The sequence below is a fragment of the Luteibacter sp. 22Crub2.1 genome, from assembly GCF_900167995.1.
Taxonomy (GTDB): Bacteria; Pseudomonadota; Gammaproteobacteria; order Xanthomonadales; family Rhodanobacteraceae; genus Luteibacter; species Luteibacter mycovicinus.
Window position 1 is genome coordinate 18,162 of sequence record NZ_FUYT01000016.1, and the last position, 18,805, is coordinate 36,966.

22 protein-coding genes and 1 riboswitch are annotated in these 18,805 nt (G+C 66.3%); of the genes, 3 read left to right on the plus strand and 19 right to left on the minus strand.

All coding sequences use genetic code 11. The annotated features are described in order from the left end of the window. Positions 1 to 19 precede the first annotated feature (19 nt). Both B5X73_RS16510 and B5X73_RS16515 read right to left on the minus strand, forming a co-directional pair. Positions 20 to 1,123: an SLC13 family permease gene (locus B5X73_RS16510; protein WP_079522594.1), complete on the minus strand. Its 1,104-nt coding sequence runs from the start codon at positions 1,121 to 1,123 to the stop codon at positions 20 to 22. A gap of 65 nt (positions 1,124 to 1,188) precedes the next feature. Further along, positions 1,189 to 1,968: a DUF4097 family beta strand repeat-containing protein gene (locus B5X73_RS16515; protein ID WP_079522595.1), complete on the minus strand. Its 780-nt coding sequence runs from the start codon at positions 1,966 to 1,968 to the stop codon at positions 1,189 to 1,191. A 165-nt stretch (positions 1,969 to 2,133) separates the two neighbouring features. Here B5X73_RS16515 and B5X73_RS16520 point away from each other — a divergent pair, with 165 nt between their 5' ends. After that, positions 2,134 to 2,694: a hypothetical protein gene (locus B5X73_RS16520; RefSeq protein WP_079522596.1), complete on the plus strand. Its 561-nt coding sequence runs from the start codon at positions 2,134 to 2,136 to the stop codon at positions 2,692 to 2,694. A gap of 87 nt (positions 2,695 to 2,781) precedes the next feature. Here B5X73_RS16520 and mazG read toward each other — a convergent pair whose 3' ends face one another. Genes mazG through gspN form a run of 5 tightly spaced genes read right to left on the minus strand, consistent with a single transcriptional unit; the run spans position 2,782 to position 6,503 of the window. Then, complete coding sequence (gene mazG / locus B5X73_RS16525; protein ID WP_079522597.1) at positions 2,782 to 3,576, minus strand: nucleoside triphosphate pyrophosphohydrolase; 795 nt, start codon at positions 3,574 to 3,576, stop codon at positions 2,782 to 2,784. Then, complete coding sequence (gene cysQ / locus B5X73_RS16530) at positions 3,573 to 4,394, minus strand: 3'(2'),5'-bisphosphate nucleotidase CysQ (RefSeq protein ID WP_079522598.1); 822 nt, start codon at positions 4,392 to 4,394, stop codon at positions 3,573 to 3,575. The genes mazG and cysQ overlap by 4 nt, the downstream gene beginning before the upstream one ends. After that, complete coding sequence (gene nudE / locus B5X73_RS16535) at positions 4,391 to 4,948, minus strand: ADP compounds hydrolase NudE (RefSeq protein WP_043695564.1); 558 nt, start codon at positions 4,946 to 4,948, stop codon at positions 4,391 to 4,393. Before nudE ends, cysQ begins: the two co-directional genes overlap by 4 nt. Then, entirely contained in the window at positions 4,945 to 5,733 is a 789-nt protein-coding gene (locus tag B5X73_RS16540; RefSeq protein ID WP_036110807.1) for an inositol monophosphatase family protein, read from the minus strand. Before B5X73_RS16540 ends, nudE begins: the two co-directional genes overlap by 4 nt. Next, positions 5,730 to 6,503 (minus strand): type II secretion system protein N, encoded by a 774-nt coding sequence (gene gspN / locus B5X73_RS16545; RefSeq protein WP_079522599.1) that lies wholly within the window; start codon positions 6,501 to 6,503, stop codon positions 5,730 to 5,732. Before gspN ends, B5X73_RS16540 begins: the two co-directional genes overlap by 4 nt. Before the next feature lie 57 nt (positions 6,504 to 6,560). Between gspN and B5X73_RS16550 the strand changes: the two genes are divergently transcribed. Beyond that, the gene (locus B5X73_RS16550) at positions 6,561 to 7,904 is read left to right on the plus strand and encodes an adenosylmethionine--8-amino-7-oxononanoate transaminase (RefSeq protein WP_079522600.1); all 1,344 of its coding nucleotides are present in this window, start codon (positions 6,561 to 6,563) and stop codon (positions 7,902 to 7,904) included. Here the strand turns inward: B5X73_RS16550 and B5X73_RS16555 are convergent. After that, on the minus strand, positions 7,901 to 8,527 hold the full coding sequence (locus B5X73_RS16555; RefSeq protein WP_079522601.1) for a 2-hydroxychromene-2-carboxylate isomerase: 627 nt from the start codon (positions 8,525 to 8,527) through the stop codon (positions 7,901 to 7,903). The genes B5X73_RS16550 and B5X73_RS16555 overlap by 4 nt on opposite strands. A gap of 83 nt (positions 8,528 to 8,610) precedes the next feature. Here B5X73_RS16555 and B5X73_RS16560 point away from each other — a divergent pair, with 83 nt between their 5' ends. Next, a complete protein-coding gene (locus B5X73_RS16560) occupies positions 8,611 to 9,345 on the plus strand; it encodes a 16S rRNA (uracil(1498)-N(3))-methyltransferase (RefSeq protein ID WP_036110795.1) in 735 nt (244 codons plus the stop codon). Positions 9,346 to 9,662: 317 nt separating this feature from the next. Here B5X73_RS16560 and B5X73_RS16565 read toward each other — a convergent pair whose 3' ends face one another. The 11 genes from B5X73_RS16565 to nrdR all read right to left on the minus strand — a co-directional run bounded on the left by B5X73_RS16565 (position 9,663) and on the right by nrdR (position 18,803). Then, the gene (locus B5X73_RS16565; RefSeq protein WP_079522602.1) at positions 9,663 to 10,634 is read right to left on the minus strand and encodes a potassium channel beta subunit family protein; all 972 of its coding nucleotides are present in this window, start codon (positions 10,632 to 10,634) and stop codon (positions 9,663 to 9,665) included. Positions 10,635 to 10,643: 9 nt separating this feature from the next. Beyond that, positions 10,644 to 11,144 (minus strand): phosphatidylglycerophosphatase A family protein, encoded by a 501-nt coding sequence (locus tag B5X73_RS16570; RefSeq protein WP_079522603.1) that lies wholly within the window; start codon positions 11,142 to 11,144, stop codon positions 10,644 to 10,646. After that, the gene (thiL, locus tag B5X73_RS16575) at positions 11,141 to 12,094 is read right to left on the minus strand and encodes a thiamine-phosphate kinase (protein WP_079522604.1); all 954 of its coding nucleotides are present in this window, start codon (positions 12,092 to 12,094) and stop codon (positions 11,141 to 11,143) included. The genes B5X73_RS16570 and thiL overlap by 4 nt, the downstream gene beginning before the upstream one ends. A 35-nt stretch (positions 12,095 to 12,129) precedes the next feature. Further along, on the minus strand, positions 12,130 to 12,576 hold the full coding sequence (gene nusB, locus B5X73_RS16580) for a transcription antitermination factor NusB (RefSeq protein ID WP_036110783.1): 447 nt from the start codon (positions 12,574 to 12,576) through the stop codon (positions 12,130 to 12,132). Continuing rightward, positions 12,573 to 13,040, minus strand: a complete 468-nt coding sequence (gene ribE, locus B5X73_RS16585; RefSeq protein WP_036110782.1) for a 6,7-dimethyl-8-ribityllumazine synthase — start codon at positions 13,038 to 13,040, stop codon at positions 12,573 to 12,575. Before ribE ends, nusB begins: the two co-directional genes overlap by 4 nt. A 45-nt stretch (positions 13,041 to 13,085) precedes the next feature. Continuing rightward, on the minus strand, positions 13,086 to 14,018 hold the full coding sequence (gene ldcA, locus B5X73_RS16590) for a muramoyltetrapeptide carboxypeptidase (protein ID WP_079522605.1): 933 nt from the start codon (positions 14,016 to 14,018) through the stop codon (positions 13,086 to 13,088). A 70-nt stretch (positions 14,019 to 14,088) separates the two neighbouring features. Continuing rightward, positions 14,089 to 15,180: a 3,4-dihydroxy-2-butanone-4-phosphate synthase gene (ribB, locus tag B5X73_RS16595; RefSeq protein WP_079522606.1), complete on the minus strand. Its 1,092-nt coding sequence runs from the start codon at positions 15,178 to 15,180 to the stop codon at positions 14,089 to 14,091. 11 nt (positions 15,181 to 15,191) lie between these two features. Then, positions 15,192 to 15,833 carry a riboflavin synthase gene (locus tag B5X73_RS16600; protein ID WP_036110775.1) on the minus strand — a complete coding sequence of 214 codons (642 nt, stop codon included), beginning with the start codon at positions 15,831 to 15,833 and terminating at the stop codon, positions 15,192 to 15,194. Between the two features lie 125 nt (positions 15,834 to 15,958). Further along, positions 15,959 to 16,110, minus strand: a riboswitch (FMN riboswitch). A gap of 88 nt (positions 16,111 to 16,198) precedes the next feature. Next, a complete protein-coding gene (locus B5X73_RS16605; RefSeq protein ID WP_036110773.1) occupies positions 16,199 to 17,185 on the minus strand; it encodes a Gfo/Idh/MocA family protein in 987 nt (328 codons plus the stop codon). Further along, positions 17,182 to 18,246 carry a bifunctional diaminohydroxyphosphoribosylaminopyrimidine deaminase/5-amino-6-(5-phosphoribosylamino)uracil reductase RibD gene (ribD, locus tag B5X73_RS16610; RefSeq protein WP_079522662.1) on the minus strand — a complete coding sequence of 355 codons (1,065 nt, stop codon included), beginning with the start codon at positions 18,244 to 18,246 and terminating at the stop codon, positions 17,182 to 17,184. Before ribD ends, B5X73_RS16605 begins: the two co-directional genes overlap by 4 nt. Before the next feature lie 41 nt (positions 18,247 to 18,287). After that, a complete protein-coding gene (nrdR, locus tag B5X73_RS16615) occupies positions 18,288 to 18,803 on the minus strand; it encodes a transcriptional regulator NrdR (RefSeq protein ID WP_079522607.1) in 516 nt (171 codons plus the stop codon). Between the last annotated feature and the right edge of the window lie 2 nt (positions 18,804 to 18,805).

The following is an 18,805-nucleotide window of genomic DNA, read 5'->3' on the forward strand; positions in this document are numbered from 1 at the left end:
GGCGCTCCGCGCGCGACTCCTACAACAACGCCCAGCCGATCAGGCCGACCACCACGAAGAACGGCACCGACCATACGTGGAACGTGCCCCATGCCTTGCGCTCCCCCAGCAGCCGCAACGCGATCAGGTTGGCCAGCGACCCCAGCACGAAACCGAAGCCGCCCACGTTCACCCCGAACGCGATGGTGCGCCAGTCATGCGAATACTCCGCCAGCAGGATCGCCGCCGGCACGTTGCTGACCACCTGCGACGCCAGCGCGCCCGTCGCATAGAGATGCAGCGGCGTGTCCAGCCCCAACCCGCCGATAAACGACCTGATCGCTTCGAGCCCCGCGAGCATGCGCAGGTCGATGAACATGAGTACGAAGGTAAGCAGCAGGCCCCAGTCGATCGCGGCGACGATGCGGCGTCGGTACGCGAGAAACACGACGAGCACGCCCGCCAGGGCCCAGATTTCGTGGTGCAGATCGGCCAGTACCAGAAAGGGAACGTAGAGCGCCGCGGCAACGATGAGCATGCCGCGATCGACACGATCGTCCGTGTCTTCGTGAACTTCCAGCGCCGTGGAGGGGAATGCGACCGCGGTCAGGCCGAGCAGCAGGACCAGTACGATTGCGACCAGAGGCAGCATCGCCCACACGAAGCCACCGAATCCGTTGTTCCACTGCTGCCACAGGAACAGGTTCTGCGGATTGCCGATCGGCGTGAGCATCGAGCCCGCGTTGACCGCAAGCGCCTCGAAGATGACCAGACGCGTCGCGGGCATGCGTGCGATGCGACACATGCTCAGCGTCAGCGGAACCATGACGAACAGCGACACGTCGTTGGTCAGCAGCATCGACAACAGCGCGGTGAGCGCGATCAGCCCCAGCGCGGCAATGCGGCGTGTGGAAGTACGATCGATCAGCCAGCGCCCCGCGACGTTGAGCGCACCGCTGTTCTCGACGGCCTTGGTCAGAACCAGCAACCCGGAGAGGGTCGCGATCGTCGGCCAGTCGACCAGGCAAGGCCACGCCTTCAGATGCGCCGGTTTCGCCACCGCGAAGACCACGGCCACGGCCAGCAGTACGAGAAAAAGTACATCGCGGCGAAGGTTGCGCAACGATTCGGGTAGCCACGCCATCTGAAAAAATCCCGCCGGTGAGGGCGGGATCATATCGTCAGACGATGTCGCCGGAACGTGTGGACTCAGCGGTCCGAATTCGGGACGTCGACCTTGCCGCTCACGCCGTGCTGTTCGATGTCTCCGCTGCCCTTGGTCCGGACGGTGAGGTTGCCTTTCACGCCGTCGACCTCGAGGTCGCCCGAACCGATGGTGCCGACTTCAACGTTGCCGTCGACATCGACCAGTTTGGCGTCGCCCGACCCGACGGTGCCGATGCGAACGTCGCCATGGACATGGCGAGCCTTGAAGTCACCCGAGCCGACGGAGTCGACCTCGATCGGACCGGTGCCGTCGCTGGTGAAGTCACCCGAACCGATGCGTGCCTTGACGGCACCCTTCACGTCGTAGACCTCGATATCGCCGGAACCCGCCGTACTCTCCACCGAAGCGACGCCGCGCACCTTCGCATCGCCCGAGCCACCCTCGACCGTCACCGGCAGCGTCGCGGGGATGCTCGCATTGACCTTGAGATAGCTGTAATTGCTGCCCCAGCCGCCTGACCAGCCCTTGCGCTTGGTGGTGAGTTCGACCACGAGCGTATCGCCGCGCTTTTCCTGGGTCACGACGAGGTTATCGGCCAGTTCCTGGCTCGAACCGCACGCCTTGCCACGGATGGTTCCCTTGCCAGCGGCCGCGCCACCTTCGACCGAGAGGTCGTAAGCGTTCACGATGAAACGTACGGAACGCACGCCCGACAGATCGAGATCGAGGTTGCGGTCCGCGTGAAATTGGCAGGAAGGCACGTCATCGGCAAGAGCGATGGCGGGAAGAAGCAGGAGTGACGCGAAGATCAGGTGCCGCATGGGGAAAACCCTCCGGAGTGATTCGGTGTACCGGTGATGGATGCCGGCCGGACGGAAAAGGTTGCAAGCTGCCTGCACGGAATGCTGACTGGATCACAACGGGTTGGTCAACCGGTCGCGCGGCAGCACGTTTTTCACCGTGCAAGTCCAACCGGGAGATAACCTATGCAACGCAAGACCCTTCTCGCCAGTGCCGCTTCCCTCCTCCTCGCCGGCTCGGCTGCCTTCGCGTATGCGCAGGATGCCGCTCCCAGGACCCCCGCCGCTCCGGCAACCTCGTCCGCCCAGACCGGCGGCCCGCAGCGTGGCCCGGGCCCGCAGGGTCCCGACGGTCCGAAATGGGGCCACGGTGGCGATCATGGGCACGGCCGCGGCGAGCGTGGCGGCTGGGGCCAGCATGGCCATGGCGGTCCGGAAGACGGTGGTGTAATCGGCGACCTTCGTTCGCTCGAGCGCCTTTATGTGACCACCGGTCGCCAGAAGGAACTGCCGGCGCTGTACAACGAGGTACTCGCCAAGTCGCAGAATCCGCGCGTGCGTGACTATGCGTACCGTCACCTGGCACGTGCGCAGATGCAGCCGCAGAACGTCGATGCCGCGATCGCGACACTGCGCAAGAGCCTTGACGAGAACCTCGCGCAGGACCAGAAGCGTCATCAGGACATGGAAGCCTTCAGGCAGCGCATGCAGGCACGGGCCGCTTCGAAGTCGGCTGACGGCAAATAAGACACGACGGGGTCGCAAGGCCCCGTTTCTTGCCTGTAGGAGCGCGCCTTGCGCGCGATGTTCTGGGTTCGCGCGCGAGGCGCGCTCCTACATGGCGGTGTCGCGCTTGACGCGAACCCAGAGCGCTTCCTGCTCCTCCAGCGAATACGACGACAACTTACGCCCTTCGGCCGCGGCCATCGCTTCCATCCCGCGAAAACGTCGCTCGAATTTCGCATTCGCCCCGCGCAACGCGCGCGATACGTCGACCTTCGCATGCCGTGCCAGATTCGCCGCGACAAACAGCACGTCGCCGATCTCATCGGCCAGCCGGTCCTCGTCCGCACCGTTATCGAACTCGTGGCGGACCTCCTCGATCTCTTCCGCCATCTTGTCCAGCACCGGCGTGTGATCCGGCCAGTCGAAGCCGACGTTAGCCGCGCGCTTCTGAAGTTTCACCGCACGCTGCCACTCCGGCAGTCCGGGAGAGATACCGGCCAGCGCACTGGTGTCTTCCACGCCACGCGCCTTACGCTCTTCAGCCTTCAGACGATCCCAGTCACGCGAACGTGCCGTGTCATTCGCGTGCGTCACATCCTCGAACACGTGCGGATGGCGGCGCACCATCTTGTCGCAGATCGCGTCGACCACATCGCCGAATGCGAAGTGCCCGGCCTCTTCCGCCATGCGCGAATGAAAGACCACCTGAAGGAGAAGGTCGCCCAGTTCATCACGAAGATCGCGCATGTCGTTGCGATCGATCGCGTCGACGACTTCGTACGCTTCCTCGATCGTGTACGGCGCGATCGTGGCGAAGTTCTGTTTCACATCCCAGGGGCAACCGTTCTCCGGATCGCGCAAGCGCGCCATGATCGCGATGAGGTCGTCGACCGGTCGTGTCACGCGGGATTCTCCGGGTCGATCAGCCGCGCGGTCCAGTCGACGCCGGTGTCGCCGCAGGCAATGAATTCGGGGTTGATCAACGAGTCGCGCGTGTTGTACCGGAACGGACGACCCGCCAGATCGAGCACCGCGCCGCCCGCTTCTTCGAGCACGCATTGAGCCGCCGCGGTGTCCCACTCGGACGTGGCACCCAGGCGCAGATAGATGTCCGCTTCACCGCGCGCGATCACACAAAACTTGAGCGACGAGCCCAGCGCAAAGGTCTCGTGCTTACCGAGGCGTTCGAGCAAGGTCATCGTGCGACCGCCCGTGCCGTAAGAGCGACTACCTGTGACCATCAGCAGACTGTCGGCGGATCGCGTGCGAATGGCTTCGCGTGGTGCATCGACCGTGCGCTGGCGCCACGCGCCGCCGCCAGCCACCGCGGCGTAGAGATCGCCCGTGACGGGCGCCAGCACGACACCCAGTACCGAGCGATGGTCCTCGATCAGTGCGATGTTCACGGTGAACTCGCCGTTGCGCTTCACGAACTCACGCGTACCGTCGAGTGGGTCGACCAGCCAATAACGGCGCCAGGTGCGACGCTCCGCCCAGGGCGCGGCGAGCGCCTCTTCGGAAATCACCGGCACGCCCGGCGCGAGCTTCCGCAGGCCTTCCGCGATGACACGCTGCGCGGCGAGGTCGGCGGCGGTCACCGGTGAATTGTCATCCTTGCAGACGACTTCGAAATCCTGCGCGTAGATGGCGAGGATGGCCTCGGCCGCGTCGCGCGCGATCGCGCAGACCGGGTCGAGCCATGCGGCGTGCGCGCCGCTCATGCCGGCGTATAGCGCCCGGCGAGGAACTCGCGGGCCATGAAGAGTGCGGCGATGGAACGCCCGTCGGTAACGTCGTCGCGCGCGATGAGCTCGTGGAGGTTATCCATGCGCCATGGCAGGACTTCCAGTTCCTCGGGCTCGTCACCCGCGAGGCGTTCCGGGTACAGATCCTCGGCCAGCACGATGTGGATCTGGTGGGTCATATACGCCGGCGACAGCGACAGCGTGCCGAGGAAGGTGAGCTTGCGCGCACCGAAGCCGACTTCCTCCTTCAGCTCCCGGTTCGCGCCCTCTTCCGCGGTTTCGCCGGCATCCATGCGGCCTTTCGGTGCGCCGAGCTCGTAGCGCTCGACGCCGACGCTGTATTCGCGCACCAGCAGCACGGTGTCCGCATCCCGCATCGGAACGATGAGCACGGCGCCGTGACCGCCGCTCTTCAGCCGTTGGAACGTGCGGCGTTCTCCGTTGGAGAATTCGAGGTCGACTTCTTCCGCATGGCGGAAGTAGCTGCTGGACGCGTCGCGCGTCGCGAGGATCGTCGGGCGTTTGTTCATCGGTCGATTGTAGCCCCGGTAAGCCGGGCGAGCGCCTCGGCGTGGATCGCGGGGGTGCCGGCCAGTACGCTGCGCGTCTCCAGGCCAGGCGCGGCGCCGGACAGGTCGGTGAAGACGCCACCGGCTTCGTTGACGATCACGGCCAGCGCGGCGATATCCAGAATGTTGACGTCGGACTCGACCACCAGATCGAGGCCACCGCGTGCCAGCAGGTGGTAATGGCAGAAATCGCCGTAGCCGCGGATGCGGTTGCTGTCGCGGATCATCGCGCCCAGCGCATCCCAGCGGGCATCGCTCGTCAACGTTTTTACGTTACCGGTGGAGATCGAGGCCTGGGACATGGCCTCGGTGGCGGCCACGCGCACCGGCTCACCGTCGAGGAAGGCCCCGCGTCCGCGTACGGCCCACATCCGCTCGTCATACACGGGGGCGGAGGAGACGCCGAGCACCAGCTCGCCCCGGTGCATCAGCGCGATCTGCGTGGAGAAGAACGGTGTGCGGCGGACGAAGCTCTTCGTGCCGTCCAGCGGATCGACCAGCCACAGGTAGTCGCGCGTCGTGTCGTCGGCGCCGTACTCCTCGCCGTAGATACCGGCCTCCGGCAATGCCTTCGAGAGGATCGCACGGATGGCCAGCTCGGCCTCGCGGTCGGCGACGGTCACGGGCGTGTCGTCGCCCTTGACGATCACGTCGACGCCCGAGCGCCAGTAGTGAAGGATGATCTCCGCGGCGGCGCCGGCGGCGTCACGGGCGGCGGCAAGCGCCTTGTCGAGGGTGTCGGTCATGGCGTGTTCGCGGGCGCTAACCCGGCCTTGCGTTGCAGATTGACGGAGCCGTTGCGCCCGATGGGGCCGAAACGTGCGATGAGGTGCGACAGAGCACTGTCCGCGACCCGCGGGACCAGCTTGCCGTCCAGACGCCAGCCCAGCGGCGACGCGGCGAGCGCGGCGTCGACCGCCAGCGAGCCCTTGCCGTCGTCCGCGAGCGTGGCGCGAAGCACGCCGCCGACGCTGGCCGCCTTCAGGGCGAGACCTCCCAGGGCGACGTCGCCCTCCGGCGTGCGTATGGCCGCGGCGCGCCAGTGGATATCGGCGTCGAGCGCGACAGGCCAGTTACCCTGCAGGTCGGCGCGCGGGATCTGGCCGTCGACGACGCCCATCGGGATCAGTTCGGGTGGCAGAGCCGGGCCGGCCAGCGCTGCGGCGTCAAGCCGGAAGTCGATGCCGGTCCAGTGCATGGCATCGGGATCGGTCCGTTCGAGATGGCCGTCGAAGCGGCCGGCGCGCCCCTCGAGATGAAGATCGAGATGAATGCGGCCGAGGATGGCGTCCCGACCGAGGCGCCACGTGGCGCTGCCCAGTTCGCGGCCGTCACGGCCCGTGACACGCCCTGCCCGCCCATCCCACAAGGTGCCCGAGAGATCGTCCAGCACCAGCCCTTTCGCGCGGGACGCGGCGAACGGCACGGCCAGACTGGCGGGCAGGAACCAGTACAGCAGGCCCGAGACCAGCAGCAGTACGACAACGATCAGGGCGACCCGGCGAAGCCATTTCAAACCATCACCTCAACATCCTCACTTGAGCCACGAAGGACCGGGGGCGATCATGGGCGGATGACCGACACCCTTATCGCACGCGATCTCTCCGTCCTCTGGCACCCGTGCACCCAGATGCACGACCACGAAACCCTGCCCATGGTACCCGTCGTACGCGGCGAAGGGGCATGGCTGGTGGGCGCGGACGGGAAACGCTACCTCGATGCCGTCAGTTCCTGGTGGACCAATCTGTTCGGCCACGCCGAGCCGCGCATCGCCGGGGCACTGAAGGACCAGCTCGACCGGCTGGAGCACGTGATCTTCGCCGGCTTCACCCACGAGCCCGCCGTGGAACTGGCCGAGGAACTGGTCCGGATCACGCCAAAGGGCCTCGACCGGGTGTTCCTCGCCGACAACGGCTCCGCCGCCATCGAAGTCGCCCTGAAGATGAGCTTCCATTACTGGCTGAACCAGGGCCACGGCGAGAAGACCCGCTTCATCGCCCTTACCGGCAGCTACCACGGTGAGACGCTGGGTGCCCTGTCGGTGAGCGACGTGGCGCTTTACCGCAAGACGTATGCGCCCCTGCTGCTCACGCCGGAACTGGCACCCTCCGCGGATACGTTTGAAGGTGAGCCAGGCGAGACTCCCCGGGAGATAGCCACCCGGCGTCTCGGCGAGATGCGCACGATCCTCGAACGCCACGCGCACGAAACCTGTGCCGTGATCGTCGAGCCGCTGGTCCAGTGCGCCGGCGGCATGCGCATGTATGACCCCTCGTATCTCACCGGGTTACGCGCCCTGTGCGACGAGTTCAACGTGCACTTCATCGCAGACGAAATCGCCGTGGGTTTTGGCCGTACCGGCACGTTGTTTGCCTGCGAGCAAGCTGGGGTGTCACCGGATTTCATGTGCCTGTCGAAGGGATTGACCGGCGGGTTCCTGCCGCTGTCCGCCGTGGTCACGACGAACGACGTGTATCAGGCGTTCTATGCGGAATATGCGGCGGGCAAGGCCTTCCTGCATTCGCACAGCTACACCGGCAATCCTTTGGCCTGCCGCGCCGCAACCGCGACGCTCAAGATCTTCCGTGACGATCCGGTGCTGGAGCGCAATCGCGTGCTTGCAGCTCACATGGCTATGCGCATCGCTCCGCTGGTAGATCATCCTCATGTGGCGCAGGTGCGTCAGACCGGCATGATCGCGGCGATCGAACTGGTCGCCGATAAGGCATCGCGGACGCCGTTCCCGGCCGCCGATCGACGCGGTCTGCGCGTGTATCGCCACGGACTGGAGAACGGAGCATTGCTGCGCCCCCTCGGCAACATCGTTTATTTCATGCCGCCGTATTGCATCACGGAAGACGAGATCGACTTCATGGTGGATACGGCGATCGCGGGAATCGAAAAAGCGGTTGCCTAACTGCGCGAAAGCCCGACAGGCAAGTTGCCCAGCCTCGCCATCTCACTGTCATCGAACAGCTCGGGATGGGCGAGGTAATCCATCGCAAACGCATGCGCATCCGCGCCCCAGAACAGCTCGTTGCCGATCGCCAGCGTCGGCACACCGTAGACCTGGTCGCGCATCGCCTGTTCGAAATTCGCCTGCAGGGCGGCTTTGACGTCGGGCGCGGAGAGCGCGGCGCTGACGTCGCCGACGCCCAGCGACGTCGCCAGTGGCTGGATCGTCTCGGGCGTATCCGCCGCACGGCCATGCACCCATATCCACTCGAAGATGGCACCGACGGCCTCGGGCGTCGACCCGGCGGCAACACACAGGCGCAGCGCCGGCAGCGGATTGAACGGATGGGTCGGGGGAAACTTCAGCGGCACGTTCGCCCGCCGTGCCCGCCACAGCGCGTACCGATAGGTGAACTCGCGCTTGCGCGGGATCTCCGCCGGGCCGCGCTGCCCCATCTGCTTCAGCAGGCCGCCGAACAGGATCGGCCGCAGCACGACCTCCCGCTCCTGAGCCAGTTCGCGCACCGCCGGCCATTGCAGCCAGCTGAACATGGAGACGAAATCGAAGTACCAGGCGATCGGCATTACGCGGCTCCTTCGTCGATGGGACGACGATAGCCGTCCGCATCGCTGGCTACAATGCACGTTCCGTGACAGAAGGCCCCACCATGCGCACCATCCGCATCCATGTCGACATGCCGCTGACCAGCGGAGTTGACATCACCCTGCCCGCCCAGGCGGGCGAGCACGTTGCCCGCGTCCTGCGCATGGAGGCCGGCGCGCCGGTCGTGCTGTTTTCGGGCCACGACGACACGGAGTTCGATGCCACGCTGACCAGCGTGGGCAAACGCGAAGTGGTGGCGAGCGTGGGCGAAGGGCGGCAACTCCAGAACGAATCGCCGCTGTCGCTCACCCTGGTACAGGGCGTGGCGCGCGGCGAGAAAATGGATCTGATCGTGCAGAAAGCCACCGAACTGGGCATCGCCCGCATCGTGCCGATCCTGACCGAGCGTTCCGAAGTGAAGCTGGACGCGGCGCGCTCCGAGAAACGCCTGCTCCACTGGCGCGCGGTCGCCGCCAGCGCATGCGAGCAGTCGGGACGCGCCCGGGTGCCGCAGGTGGAAGCCGCCGTACCGATGGCGACCTGGCTCGCCTCGCTGGGCGAAGGCGGCCCGATGCGGCTCGCGCTACTGCCCGAGGGAACGAAGCGCGCCGGCGAACTCGGACTGACGGGTGCGGCGATGTTGGCTATTGGCCCCGAAGGCGGGTTCGGAGACAGGGATCGTGTCGCGCTGGCGGCGCATGGATTTGCGGGACTGAAGCTGGGACCACGGATTCTGCGGACGGAAACAGCGGGTCTGGCGGCGATTGCAGCCTTGCAGGCGCTTTACGGCGACATTTGAGCATTATCGCCGTGACGGGCGCAGCCGCACGTTTGCACAGCACGCGCTGACGAAGGGGTACTGTTGGGTGCCCTTCTCGTCGCTAAGTCCTCCTTCGGCCTCCGCCTACGTGCGGAAGCGCTCCGAGAACGGCACCCAACAGCACCCTCCGGCTCCTGAGGTTGCAGGCAGGAGAGCGAAGAGTGCTCTGCTCGCACCCCACTGCAACGTAACGCTGGAAGGGAGTCGCCGGCTGGCGTTCTTGGAGCGCTTCCGCACGAAGGCGAAGGCCGTAGGAGGACCTAGCGACAAGAATGTCAGCCGGCGACTCCCTCGCCTCAGCGCGAGAGCGCCGCTTCGATGCGCCCCATAACCGCATCGTCGAGCAGCCTTGCCGCATCGAGAGCCTTCAGGTTTTCTTCGAGCTGCGAGGTTCGGCTGGCACCGAGGATGACCGTCGAAACGTTCGGGTTTTTCAGACACCAGGCGAGCGACAACCGCGCCAGCGGAATGCCGAGATCAGCCGCAATCGGGGCGAGCGAACGCACCGTTTCAAGTCGCGCGCCGTCGTTACCGAGCAGCGACTCACGCAGCCATGCGTAGTCGGCGTGGCCCATGCGTGAGTTGTCAGGGATACCGTCGTTGTACTTGCCCGTGAGCAGCCCCGACGCCAGTGGCGACCAGATCGTGGTGCCCATGCCGTAGCGCTCGTATAGCGCTGCGTACTCCTGCTCGAAGCGCTCGCGATGCAACAGGTTGTACTGCGGCTGCTCCATCGACGGCGCGATGAGATGATGTTCGCGCGCAAGCCGGTGCGCTTCCTCGATCTCGCTGGCGGCCCATTCGCTGGTACCCCAGTACATGACCTTGCCCTGGCGGACCAGCGTGTCCATCGCCAGCACCGTCTCGAGGATCGGCGTATCCGGATCGGCGCGGTGGCAGAAATACAGGTCGAGGTAATCGACGCGCAGACGATCGAGCGCCTGATGACAGGCGTCGAACACGTGCTTGCGCGAGAGGCCGCGCTGCGTCGGCTTCGGATCTTTCACCGCACCGAAGAACACCTTGCTCGACACCGTGTACGCGTCGCGCGGCAGACGCAGGTCGGCGATCACGTCGCCCATCAGGCGCTCGGCATCGCCCGCGTTGTACGTCTCGGCGTTATCGAAGAAATTCACGCCATGGTCGTAGGCCAGCGCGATCAGCTCACGCGCTTCCGACCGGCCGACCTGGCGACCGAACGTGACCCACGCGCCGTACGACAGCGCCGAAACCTTGAGACCGGTCGAACCGAGGCGACGGTATTCCATGGCGAGTTCCTAACGAACGAAGTGAAGGATCGACAACAGCACGATACCGGCGAAGATACCGGCGATAACGTCATCGAGCATGACACCGAAGCCGCCTTTCACGCGGCGGTCGAACCAGGCGATCGGCCATGGCTTCCACACGTCGAACAGACGGAACAGGAGGAATCCGGCAGCCACGGCCCACCACGGTGCAAGCAGCGCAGGCAGCAAGGCGATCCATTGCCCGACGAATTCATCCCAGACGAGGCTGCGATGATCGGCCACGCCAAGGAGGCGCCCGGCGACTTCGCAGGCCCATACGCCCAGCGCGAACGACAGGGCGATGATGACGAGCCAGGCCGGCACGGACAGCTCCCGCAGCAACAGCCACGGAACGATCGCCGCCAGCGAACCGAACGTCCCCTGCGCCTTCGGTGCCAGCCCTGAGCCGAAACCGCAGGCGATCCAGCCCCACGGCGAGGCCAGCAGGCGACGACGATCGGCAGGATCGAGGACGTACTTCGTGCTCATGCCGCGAAGTGATTCCAGCCGCTGCGAGCGGGCATGAGGGTTTCACCTGCCGCATCGACCACGCGCACGCCGGCACCTTCGACGATGCGGCCGATGCGTGTCGCGCCACAACCCAGCCGCGACAGCACGGCGCCGACTTCGGCCGCCTTGTCGGCTGGTACGGTGAAACACAGCTCGTAGTCGTCGCCACCGCTCAGAGCGAAATCCTGTGCGTCGGCCTCGGCGAAGTGCGTCAGCAACGCCGACGATCGGGGCAGCAGCGCGGCATCGATGGACGCGCCCACGTTGCTCGCCGTGCAGATGTGGCCAAGGTCGGCGACCAGGCCGTCCGAGACGTCGATGCACGCCGTTGCCACGCCACGCAGCGCCTGCCCTGCCGCAACACGCGGCACAGGGCGATTCAGTCGCTCGATCATGGCGGCGTAAGGCGTCGTGTCGGCTTCATCGAGGCAACGCAGACCCGCGGCCGCGTCACCGAGCGTCCCGGTAACCATCACCACGTCGCCGACGCGCGCACCCGACCGGAGCAGCGCCTCGCCCGGTGCGGTAAAGCCATGCGCGGCAACGGTGACGGTAAGCGGGCCGCGCGTGGTGTCGCCACCGATCAGGGCGAGCCGATAAGGCGTCGCCAGTTCGGCGAAGCCCTGCGCGAGGCCGTCGAAAAAGGCTTCATCGCCATCGGGCGTCGTCAGCGCGAGCAACGCCCACGCGGGCGTGGCGCCCATGGCCGCCAGATCCGACAGATTGACGGCCAGCGCTTTCCAGCCGATATCGGAAGCGGACGTGCCGACGGGAAAGTGGACACCCTCGACGAGGGTGTCCACGGCGATCGCGAGCTCACGTCCGGCTGGTACCGCCACCACGGCGGCATCGTCACCGATGCCGGTCACCACATCGTCGCGATGGACGCTCGTGTGACGACGGATACGATCGATCAGGTCGAATTCCATGCAGGTTCCTTGTCCCGCGAGGATTCGCGGTCCGCTCAGGATCGCTTCTCGGCCGTACGCCAGTGCGTCGCGAGTTTGTCGAGAACACCGTTCACATAGCTGTGGCCGTGATCGGCGCCGAACCGCTTGGTGGCTTCAACCGCTTCGTTGATCACCACGCGATACGGCACGTCCGGACGGTATTTCAGCTCGTAGGCGCCCATGCGCAGGGCCGACAGTTCGATGGGATCGATCTGCGACACCTCACGGTCGACGAACGGCTTGATGCCGTCGTCCAGTTCCTTCACGTGCTTCTCGACGCCGCGCAGGATGTCCTCGAAGTACTCGAGATCGGCGACGACCATGTCCTGCTCGTGGCGGAACTGCTCGATCACGCTGCCCATTTTCGAGCCACCCACCTGCCAGGCATACAGCGCCTGCAGCGCGCGGCGACGTGCGCGCGAACGCGCGGCGAGGTCGATACCGTGAGGAGGAGTGTTCATTTACCCAGCTTCGTGTAGAGGTTGGCCATTTCGATCGCAACCATGGCCGCGTCGCTGCCCTTGTTTCCGGCCTTGGTGCCGGCGCGTTCGATGGCCTGCTCGATGCTGTCGGTGGTCAGCACGCCGAACGACACCGGTACGCCGGACGCATAGGCGGCCTGACCGAGACCCTTGGCGGCTTCGCCGGCCACGTAGTCGAAGTGCGGCGTGGAACCGCGGATGACCGCGCCCAGGCCGATCACCGCGGCGTAGTTGCCGGCGCCGGCCACCTTATAGGCAGCCTGAGCGATTTCCCAGGCGCCAGGAACGCGGATGAGGTCGATCGCGTCGTCGTTCACGCCATGACGGACGAGGGTGTCACGCGCGCCCTGGATCAGCGGCTCGACGACGAAGCTGTTGAAACGGCCCGCGACGATGGCGAAACGGCCCTTGGGGGTGGCGAAATCGCCTTCGATGATCTTCATGTTCGGTTGTCCTGTGGCGGATCGGCCGCCGCGCGGCCGGGTATTTTACGGGGTTTTCGGCCGGGGGTGGCCGGTAAACGTGAGAGCGGCCTCACCGGCGGCGACGCGAAGCCGTGCCGGGGCGCCGAAAGGCAGGGTGAACTTGCTCGGCCCATGGCCGAAAGGCAGGCCGCGCACCACTGGTATGCCGCTGGCAGCGGCGATCCGGTCGAAGGCGACATCGACGTCATAGCCGTTGTCGTATTCGGTCACGCGGTAGTTGATGAAGTCGCCCATGACCAGGGCGGCCTGTCGACGCAGGACACCGGCATGGAGCAGCTGATAAAGCATGCGCTCCACGCGATAAGGCGGCTCGGCCAGATCCTCGACCACCAGGATGCCGCCTTCGATGGCGGGGAAGTAAGGCGTACCCACCAGGCTGGCGAGCATCGCCAGGTTGCCGCCCCAGACCGGACCTTCGACGGCGAGGTCGACGGTTGCCGGCGCGGCCCACGTCGCCGAGCCCTCCGCCGAGGAGAGCGTCTGCCAGAAGCTTTTCCAGGTCAGTTCGTCGAGATGCAACGCCCCGAAATCGCCGCCGAGCATGGGGCCCCCGAGCGTGATCAGGCCGGACTTCGCATAGAGAGCGCATTGCACGGCGGTGAAATCGCTCTGCCCCACCAGGGCGATGGGTGCGTCGCGCAGCCGCCTTGCCAGGCCGTCGTAGTCGAGCAGGGGAAGGATGGGATGCGCACCGTAGCCGCCACGGATGGCAAGCGCGATATCCGGCAGCTCCCGCGACGGATCGGCGAGCGCGTTGATGTCCGCGGCGCGCTGGGCGTCGCTGCCCGCGAACCGGAGTTCGCGTCGCGAGAGGACCTCCAGACCACTCACCCGATGACCTGCGGCCTCGAGGCGGGCGATGCCTCGCTGCATGGCTTCAGCGGATTGCGGGTAGCCGGACGGGGCGATGAGACGGATGTCGTAGGTCTGGGGCATGGAGTCTGCGTGGTCTGCCAGGGACTGCCTAGCAATAAGGGGTAGGCGGCGGGATGGCAACCCGCCGGGCTCAGCCTGCCTGTTCCACCACCTCGAGCCCGAAACCCGCGATGCCGACGAAGCGACGCGGGGTCCCCATGACACGCAGTTGTCTGACCCCCAGGTCCGCCAGGATCTGCGCACCGAGGCCCAGCTGTCGCCATTCCTGATCGTCCCCAGGGGCGGGCGTCGGCGCGACGTCCCGCTTGAGCCGGCCGAGCAAGGACTCGGCCGTGTCGCCACCGGAAAGGACCACGAGGACGCCACGGTCCGCCTCGTCGATGCGACGCAAGGCATCGGTGACCGTCTGGCCGAGGTCGTCCCGCTTCAGGTGAAGCACATCCGACAAGGTGTTGCGGACATGGACCCGGGTCAGCACCGGCTCGCCATCGGCGACGTCGCCGCGCACCAGCGCGAAGTGCAGACCGTCACGAATCGCATCGCGGAAAGCAACCAGGCGGAAAGCACCGAACTCCGTGTCGACATCTTCTTCGTGCACACGCTCGACCGTCTTCTCGGTTTCCAGGCGGTAGCGGATGAGGTCGGCGATGGTGCCGATCTTCAGCCCGTGCTTCGCGGCGAAGATCTCCAGTTCGGGACGGCGCGCCATCGAACCGTCGTCGTGGAGGATCTCGATCAGCACCGACGATGGCTCGAGTCCGGCCAGCGCGGCGAGATCGCAACCCGCTTCGGTGTGGCCGGCGCGGCTCAGGACACCACCGGCCTGTGCCGTGAGCGGAAAGATGTGGCCGGGCATGGTGATGTCCGCCGGTTTGGCATCCTTCGCGGCGGCCACGCGGATCGTGTGCGCGCGGTCCTGGGCCGAGATGCCGGTGGTGACGCCTTCCGCGGCCTCGATCGAGACGGTGAAGTTGGTGTGGTAGGGCGACGTGTTGTCGCTGACCATCGGCTTCAGGCCCAGCTGGCGGGTATGCCGCTCCGTGAGGGTGAGGCAGAGCAGCCCACGGGCCTCGCGGACCATGAAGTTGACGTCCTCGGGACGGACCTTCTCGGCGGCCATCACGATATCGCCTTCGTTCTCACGGTCTTCGTCGTCGAGGATGACGACCATGCGCCCCTGACGAAGATCCTCGAGGATCTCGGGAATGGTATGGAAAGACATGCCGGGATTCCTCAGGCGAAACCGTGCTGTTTCAGAAAGGCCTCGTCGAGGCGCGGGGCATCGCCACTGGCGAGCAGGCGCTCGACGTAACGGGCGACCACGTCGACCTCGATGTTCACGGCGTCGCCGGGACGGCGATCCGAGAACGCCGTATGTTCGACGGTATGGGGGATGAGGTTCACCCCGAAACGGTGACCGCTCACTTCATTCACCGTGAGGCTGGTGCCGTCGATGCAAACCGAACCCTTGTGCGCGATGTAGCGAGCGAGGTCGGCCGGCACTTCGAAGGTCCAGCGCTGAGAACGCCCGTCCGGGACGACGGAGACGACCTTGCCGGCGCCATCCACGTGACCGGAGACCAGGTGACCGCCGAGGCGGTCGGCCAGGCGCAGCGCCTTCTCGAGGTTCACCGGGTCGCCGGCCTTGTGCTGGCCCAGCGTGGTGTGTGCGAGGGTCTCGTTGGAGACGTCGGCGGCAAAGTGCTTCGCGTCGAACTCGATCACGGTGAGGCACACGCCGGACACGGCGATGCTGTCGCCGAGGGCGACATCGGACATGTCGAGGGAAGCGGTATCGACGACGAGACGGACGTCACCGCCACGCGGCTCCAGCCGCGCGATGCGGCCGACGGCCTGGATGATGCCGGTGAACATGTCAGCGACCTCCGTGGATGGAGGCGGCGATGGAGAGTCGGTTTTTCATGAAACGTTTCCCGCGGTGGTGAGCGAAAAACGCCCCAAGGCGCATGGCGCCGCTCGCTCCCTGGGGAACGTGCGACCGCCGTCTTCTTTCATCCGGACTGTAACCGTCGGCTCCGGCATCGAACCGGATCTGCTGACCTCCCGGCATGACACCGGGAGCGCTCGCGGGCTCGTTTCCTTACGGAAACCTACCGCCGGTGGGGAGTTTCGCCCCGCCCTGAAGACGCTGTGGAGGCGAGAGAATAGCATGCCGCCATCCCTCGCCCTGAGCGAGATGGGCATCGAACGCAGCGAATACAAGCTTCCGCCGGGCCGGATCAGCCGCGAGCGGGTCGGAGCACCTGATCCATGACCCAGCTGGTGCGCGCGCCGCTCTCCGCGGTGGACGGGCAGACGCCCTTCCCCGTCAGCTCCGCCACGATCGATGCGATCAGTGGCTGCTGGATGTGTTCGGGATTGTCGATGTGGATGTCTTCGCGGCGCCCGTCCGACTCGAGCACGACCGGCCCGTCGCCGAAGGTGGCGAAGATCAGGCGACCGCGGTCACCGACGATCTCGACGCGGTCCTCGCGGCGATCGGCACAGAAATTCCACACGCCCGTGCCGAGCACCCCGCTGTCGAAACGGAACGCCATCGCGACGGTGTCTTCCGCGGCATAAGCGTTCGCCTGATTCGTGGCCATGCCCCGCGCGTCGACGATGGGACCGAGCAGGAAGTCGAGGATGTCCAGCGTATGGCAGCCGATATCGACGAACACGCCACCCCCGGAAATTTCAGGACGCACTGTCCACGGCAGATTCTCCGGATCGCGGTAGCGCGCTTCGAGCGGATGGTGCAGGACCACGTTGACCAGCCGAGGCGTGCCGATGGCGCCTTCACGCAGCAGCCCGGCGATACGCCGGAAGCGCGGAAGGGCGCGGCGGTAGTAGGCCACGAACACCGGTACGCCGGCCGCCCTGCCCGCGTCGATGATCGCGTCGCATTCGGTGCGATCGATCGCCATCGGCTTCTCGACGTACACCGGCTTGCCCGCCGCGATCGCCATCAACGCATAGTCGCGATGACTCGACGGCGGTGTCGCCACGTAAACCGCGTCGACGTCGGGATCGGCGACGAGCGCCGCGGCGTCGTCATACCAGCGAGGAACAGCGTGGCGCTGCGCATAATCGCGCGCCTTGTCGCCATCACGGCGCATCACCGCGACCAGCGAGGAATCGGGGACTTTCTGGAACGCGGGGCCGCTCTTCACCTCGGTCACCGCGCCGCAGCCGATGATGCCCCAGCGAACACGCGCGTACGTCATGACGTCGGGCGCAACTGCAGTCGCGTGTCGTCACCGACCTGGCGACGATCCACCATGGTCAGGCGCCAGCGCGACGCCATGTCGTCGAGCGGCGGAAGGTGGAGCATCGGTCGCCCGGTGTGACCCAGCAGGATCGGCGCGACGTAAACGAGCAGTTCGTCGGCAAGCCCGGCGGCGAACAAGGCACCGCAAAGCACCGGCCCCGCCTCCACATGAACCTCGTTGACGTCACGCAGCGCCAGCCAGTGGAGCACGGTGCGCAGGTCGAGGCCTCCCGACGCTTCGCGACGCAGTGGCGCGCGCTGCACGTCGGCGAGATGCGCGGGAATCGCCGCATCCGCGGCATGGAACAGAACCGTCGGCGCCGACCCGTCGAGCACGCGCGCACCGGCGGGCGTACGCAATGAGGTATCGATGATGGCCCGCAGCGGAGGCACGAAGGGCTGGCCTTCCGGCAGGCGGACGGTGAGTTGCGGGTCGTCGGCGAGGACGGTGCCGCTGGCGGACAGAATCGCCGAGGAGCGCGCGCGCCAGCGCTGCACATCCGCGCGCGCCGCTTCGCCCGTGATCCATTTCGACGAGCCGTCGGCGAGCGCCGTGCGACCGTCGAGGCTCATGGCGAGTTTGACGCGCACCCACGGCCGACCGCGCTGAATCCGGCTGAAAAACCCGATGTTGAGTTCGTGCGCGGCGTCACGCATCAGACCGACCTGCACGCCGATGCCCGCCGCACGCAGTTTTTCGATGCCTTCGCCGTCGACCTTGTCGAAGGGATCCTCGTGCGCGATGACCACACGACCGACACCCGCGGCGATCAGCGCGTCGGCGCACGGTGGCGTGCGGCCGTGATGTGCGCACGGCTCGAGGGTCACGTAAGCCGTCGCGCCACGTGCCGACTCACCGGCTTCGTGCAGGGCGAAGATTTCCGCATGCGGCTCGCCGGCACGCGGGTGCCAGCCCGTGCCGAGCACGGTGTCGCCACGTGCGATGACGCAGCCCACGCGAGGATTCGGCTGGGTGGTGGCAAGCCCGTGCCCGGCGAGCCGAAGCGCGTGCGCCATGTGGACGTGATCCACGGCGGGGAAGAACGGCCGCGACATCCTCAGCTCTTGCGCCCGCGCCTGGCCGCATCCAGCAGCGGCAATTGCAGGCCTTCGACCGAGGGCAGATCGCGCTCGAGCTTTTCGATTTCCTCGCGGAACGCGTGGACGTCCTCGAACCGACGATAGACCGACGCGAAGCGCACGTAGGCCACCTGATCGAGGGGTTTGAGCTCACGCATCACGAGTTCGCCGACCTGGCGCGACGGGACTTCGCGCTCGCCGAGCCGACGCAGATCGTTGATGACCGCGCGCACCGCGGTATCCACCGCATCGCTGGCGACAGGCCGCTTCTGCAGCGCCCTCTCGAAGCTGACGCGCAGCTTGTGTTCGTCGAACGGCTCGCGACGATCGCCGGATTTGACGATCGCCGGGAGCTTCAGTTCCGCCGTTTCGAACGTATTGAACCGCTCGCCGCACTGAGGACACTCGCGCCGGCGACGCACCGTGCTCCCGTCTTCGGTGAGGCGGGAGTCGATGACGCGGGTGTCTTCATGCTGGCAGAACGGACAATGCATCG

Excerpts from the sequence above, each read along its gene's own strand:
- B5X73_RS16560 (WP_036110795.1), top strand. The coding sequence starts at position 8,611 with ATGCGCACCATCCGCATCCATGTCGACATGCCGCTGACCAGCGGAGTT.
- B5X73_RS16555 (WP_079522601.1), bottom strand. The coding sequence starts at position 8,527 with ATGCCGATCGCCTGGTACTTCGATTTCGTCTCCATGTTCAGCTGGCTG.
- thiL (WP_079522604.1), bottom strand. The coding sequence starts at position 12,094 with ATGGAATTCGACCTGATCGATCGTATCCGTCGTCACACGAGCGTCCAT.
- B5X73_RS16550 (WP_079522600.1), top strand. The coding sequence starts at position 6,561 with ATGACCGACACCCTTATCGCACGCGATCTCTCCGTCCTCTGGCACCCG.
- ribB (WP_079522606.1), bottom strand. The coding sequence starts at position 15,180 with ATGTCTTTCCATACCATTCCCGAGATCCTCGAGGATCTTCGTCAGGGG.
- B5X73_RS16510 (WP_079522594.1), bottom strand. The coding sequence starts at position 1,123 with ATGGCGTGGCTACCCGAATCGTTGCGCAACCTTCGCCGCGATGTACTT.
- B5X73_RS16540 (WP_036110807.1), bottom strand. The coding sequence starts at position 5,733 with ATGACCGACACCCTCGACAAGGCGCTTGCCGCCGCCCGTGACGCCGCC.
- B5X73_RS16605 (WP_036110773.1), bottom strand. The coding sequence starts at position 17,185 with ATGACGTACGCGCGTGTTCGCTGGGGCATCATCGGCTGCGGCGCGGTG.
- nudE (WP_043695564.1), bottom strand. The coding sequence starts at position 4,948 with ATGAACAAACGCCCGACGATCCTCGCGACGCGCGACGCGTCCAGCAGC.
- B5X73_RS16570 (WP_079522603.1), bottom strand. The coding sequence starts at position 11,144 with ATGAGCACGAAGTACGTCCTCGATCCTGCCGATCGTCGTCGCCTGCTG.
- B5X73_RS16600 (WP_036110775.1), bottom strand. The coding sequence starts at position 15,833 with ATGTTCACCGGCATCATCCAGGCCGTCGGCCGCATCGCGCGGCTGGAG.
- ribD (WP_079522662.1), bottom strand. The coding sequence starts at position 18,246 with ATGGCGCACGCGCTTCGGCTCGCCGGGCACGGGCTTGCCACCACCCAG.
- B5X73_RS16515 (WP_079522595.1), bottom strand. The coding sequence starts at position 1,968 with ATGCGGCACCTGATCTTCGCGTCACTCCTGCTTCTTCCCGCCATCGCT.
- B5X73_RS16520 (WP_079522596.1), top strand. The coding sequence starts at position 2,134 with ATGCAACGCAAGACCCTTCTCGCCAGTGCCGCTTCCCTCCTCCTCGCC.
- ribE (WP_036110782.1), bottom strand. The coding sequence starts at position 13,040 with ATGAAGATCATCGAAGGCGATTTCGCCACCCCCAAGGGCCGTTTCGCC.
- cysQ (WP_079522598.1), bottom strand. The coding sequence starts at position 4,394 with ATGAGCGGCGCGCACGCCGCATGGCTCGACCCGGTCTGCGCGATCGCG.
- ldcA (WP_079522605.1), bottom strand. The coding sequence starts at position 14,018 with ATGCCCCAGACCTACGACATCCGTCTCATCGCCCCGTCCGGCTACCCG.
- nrdR (WP_079522607.1), bottom strand. The coding sequence starts at position 18,803 with ATGCATTGTCCGTTCTGCCAGCATGAAGACACCCGCGTCATCGACTCC.
- nusB (WP_036110783.1), bottom strand. The coding sequence starts at position 12,576 with ATGAACACTCCTCCTCACGGTATCGACCTCGCCGCGCGTTCGCGCGCA.
- B5X73_RS16565 (WP_079522602.1), bottom strand. The coding sequence starts at position 10,634 with ATGGAATACCGTCGCCTCGGTTCGACCGGTCTCAAGGTTTCGGCGCTG.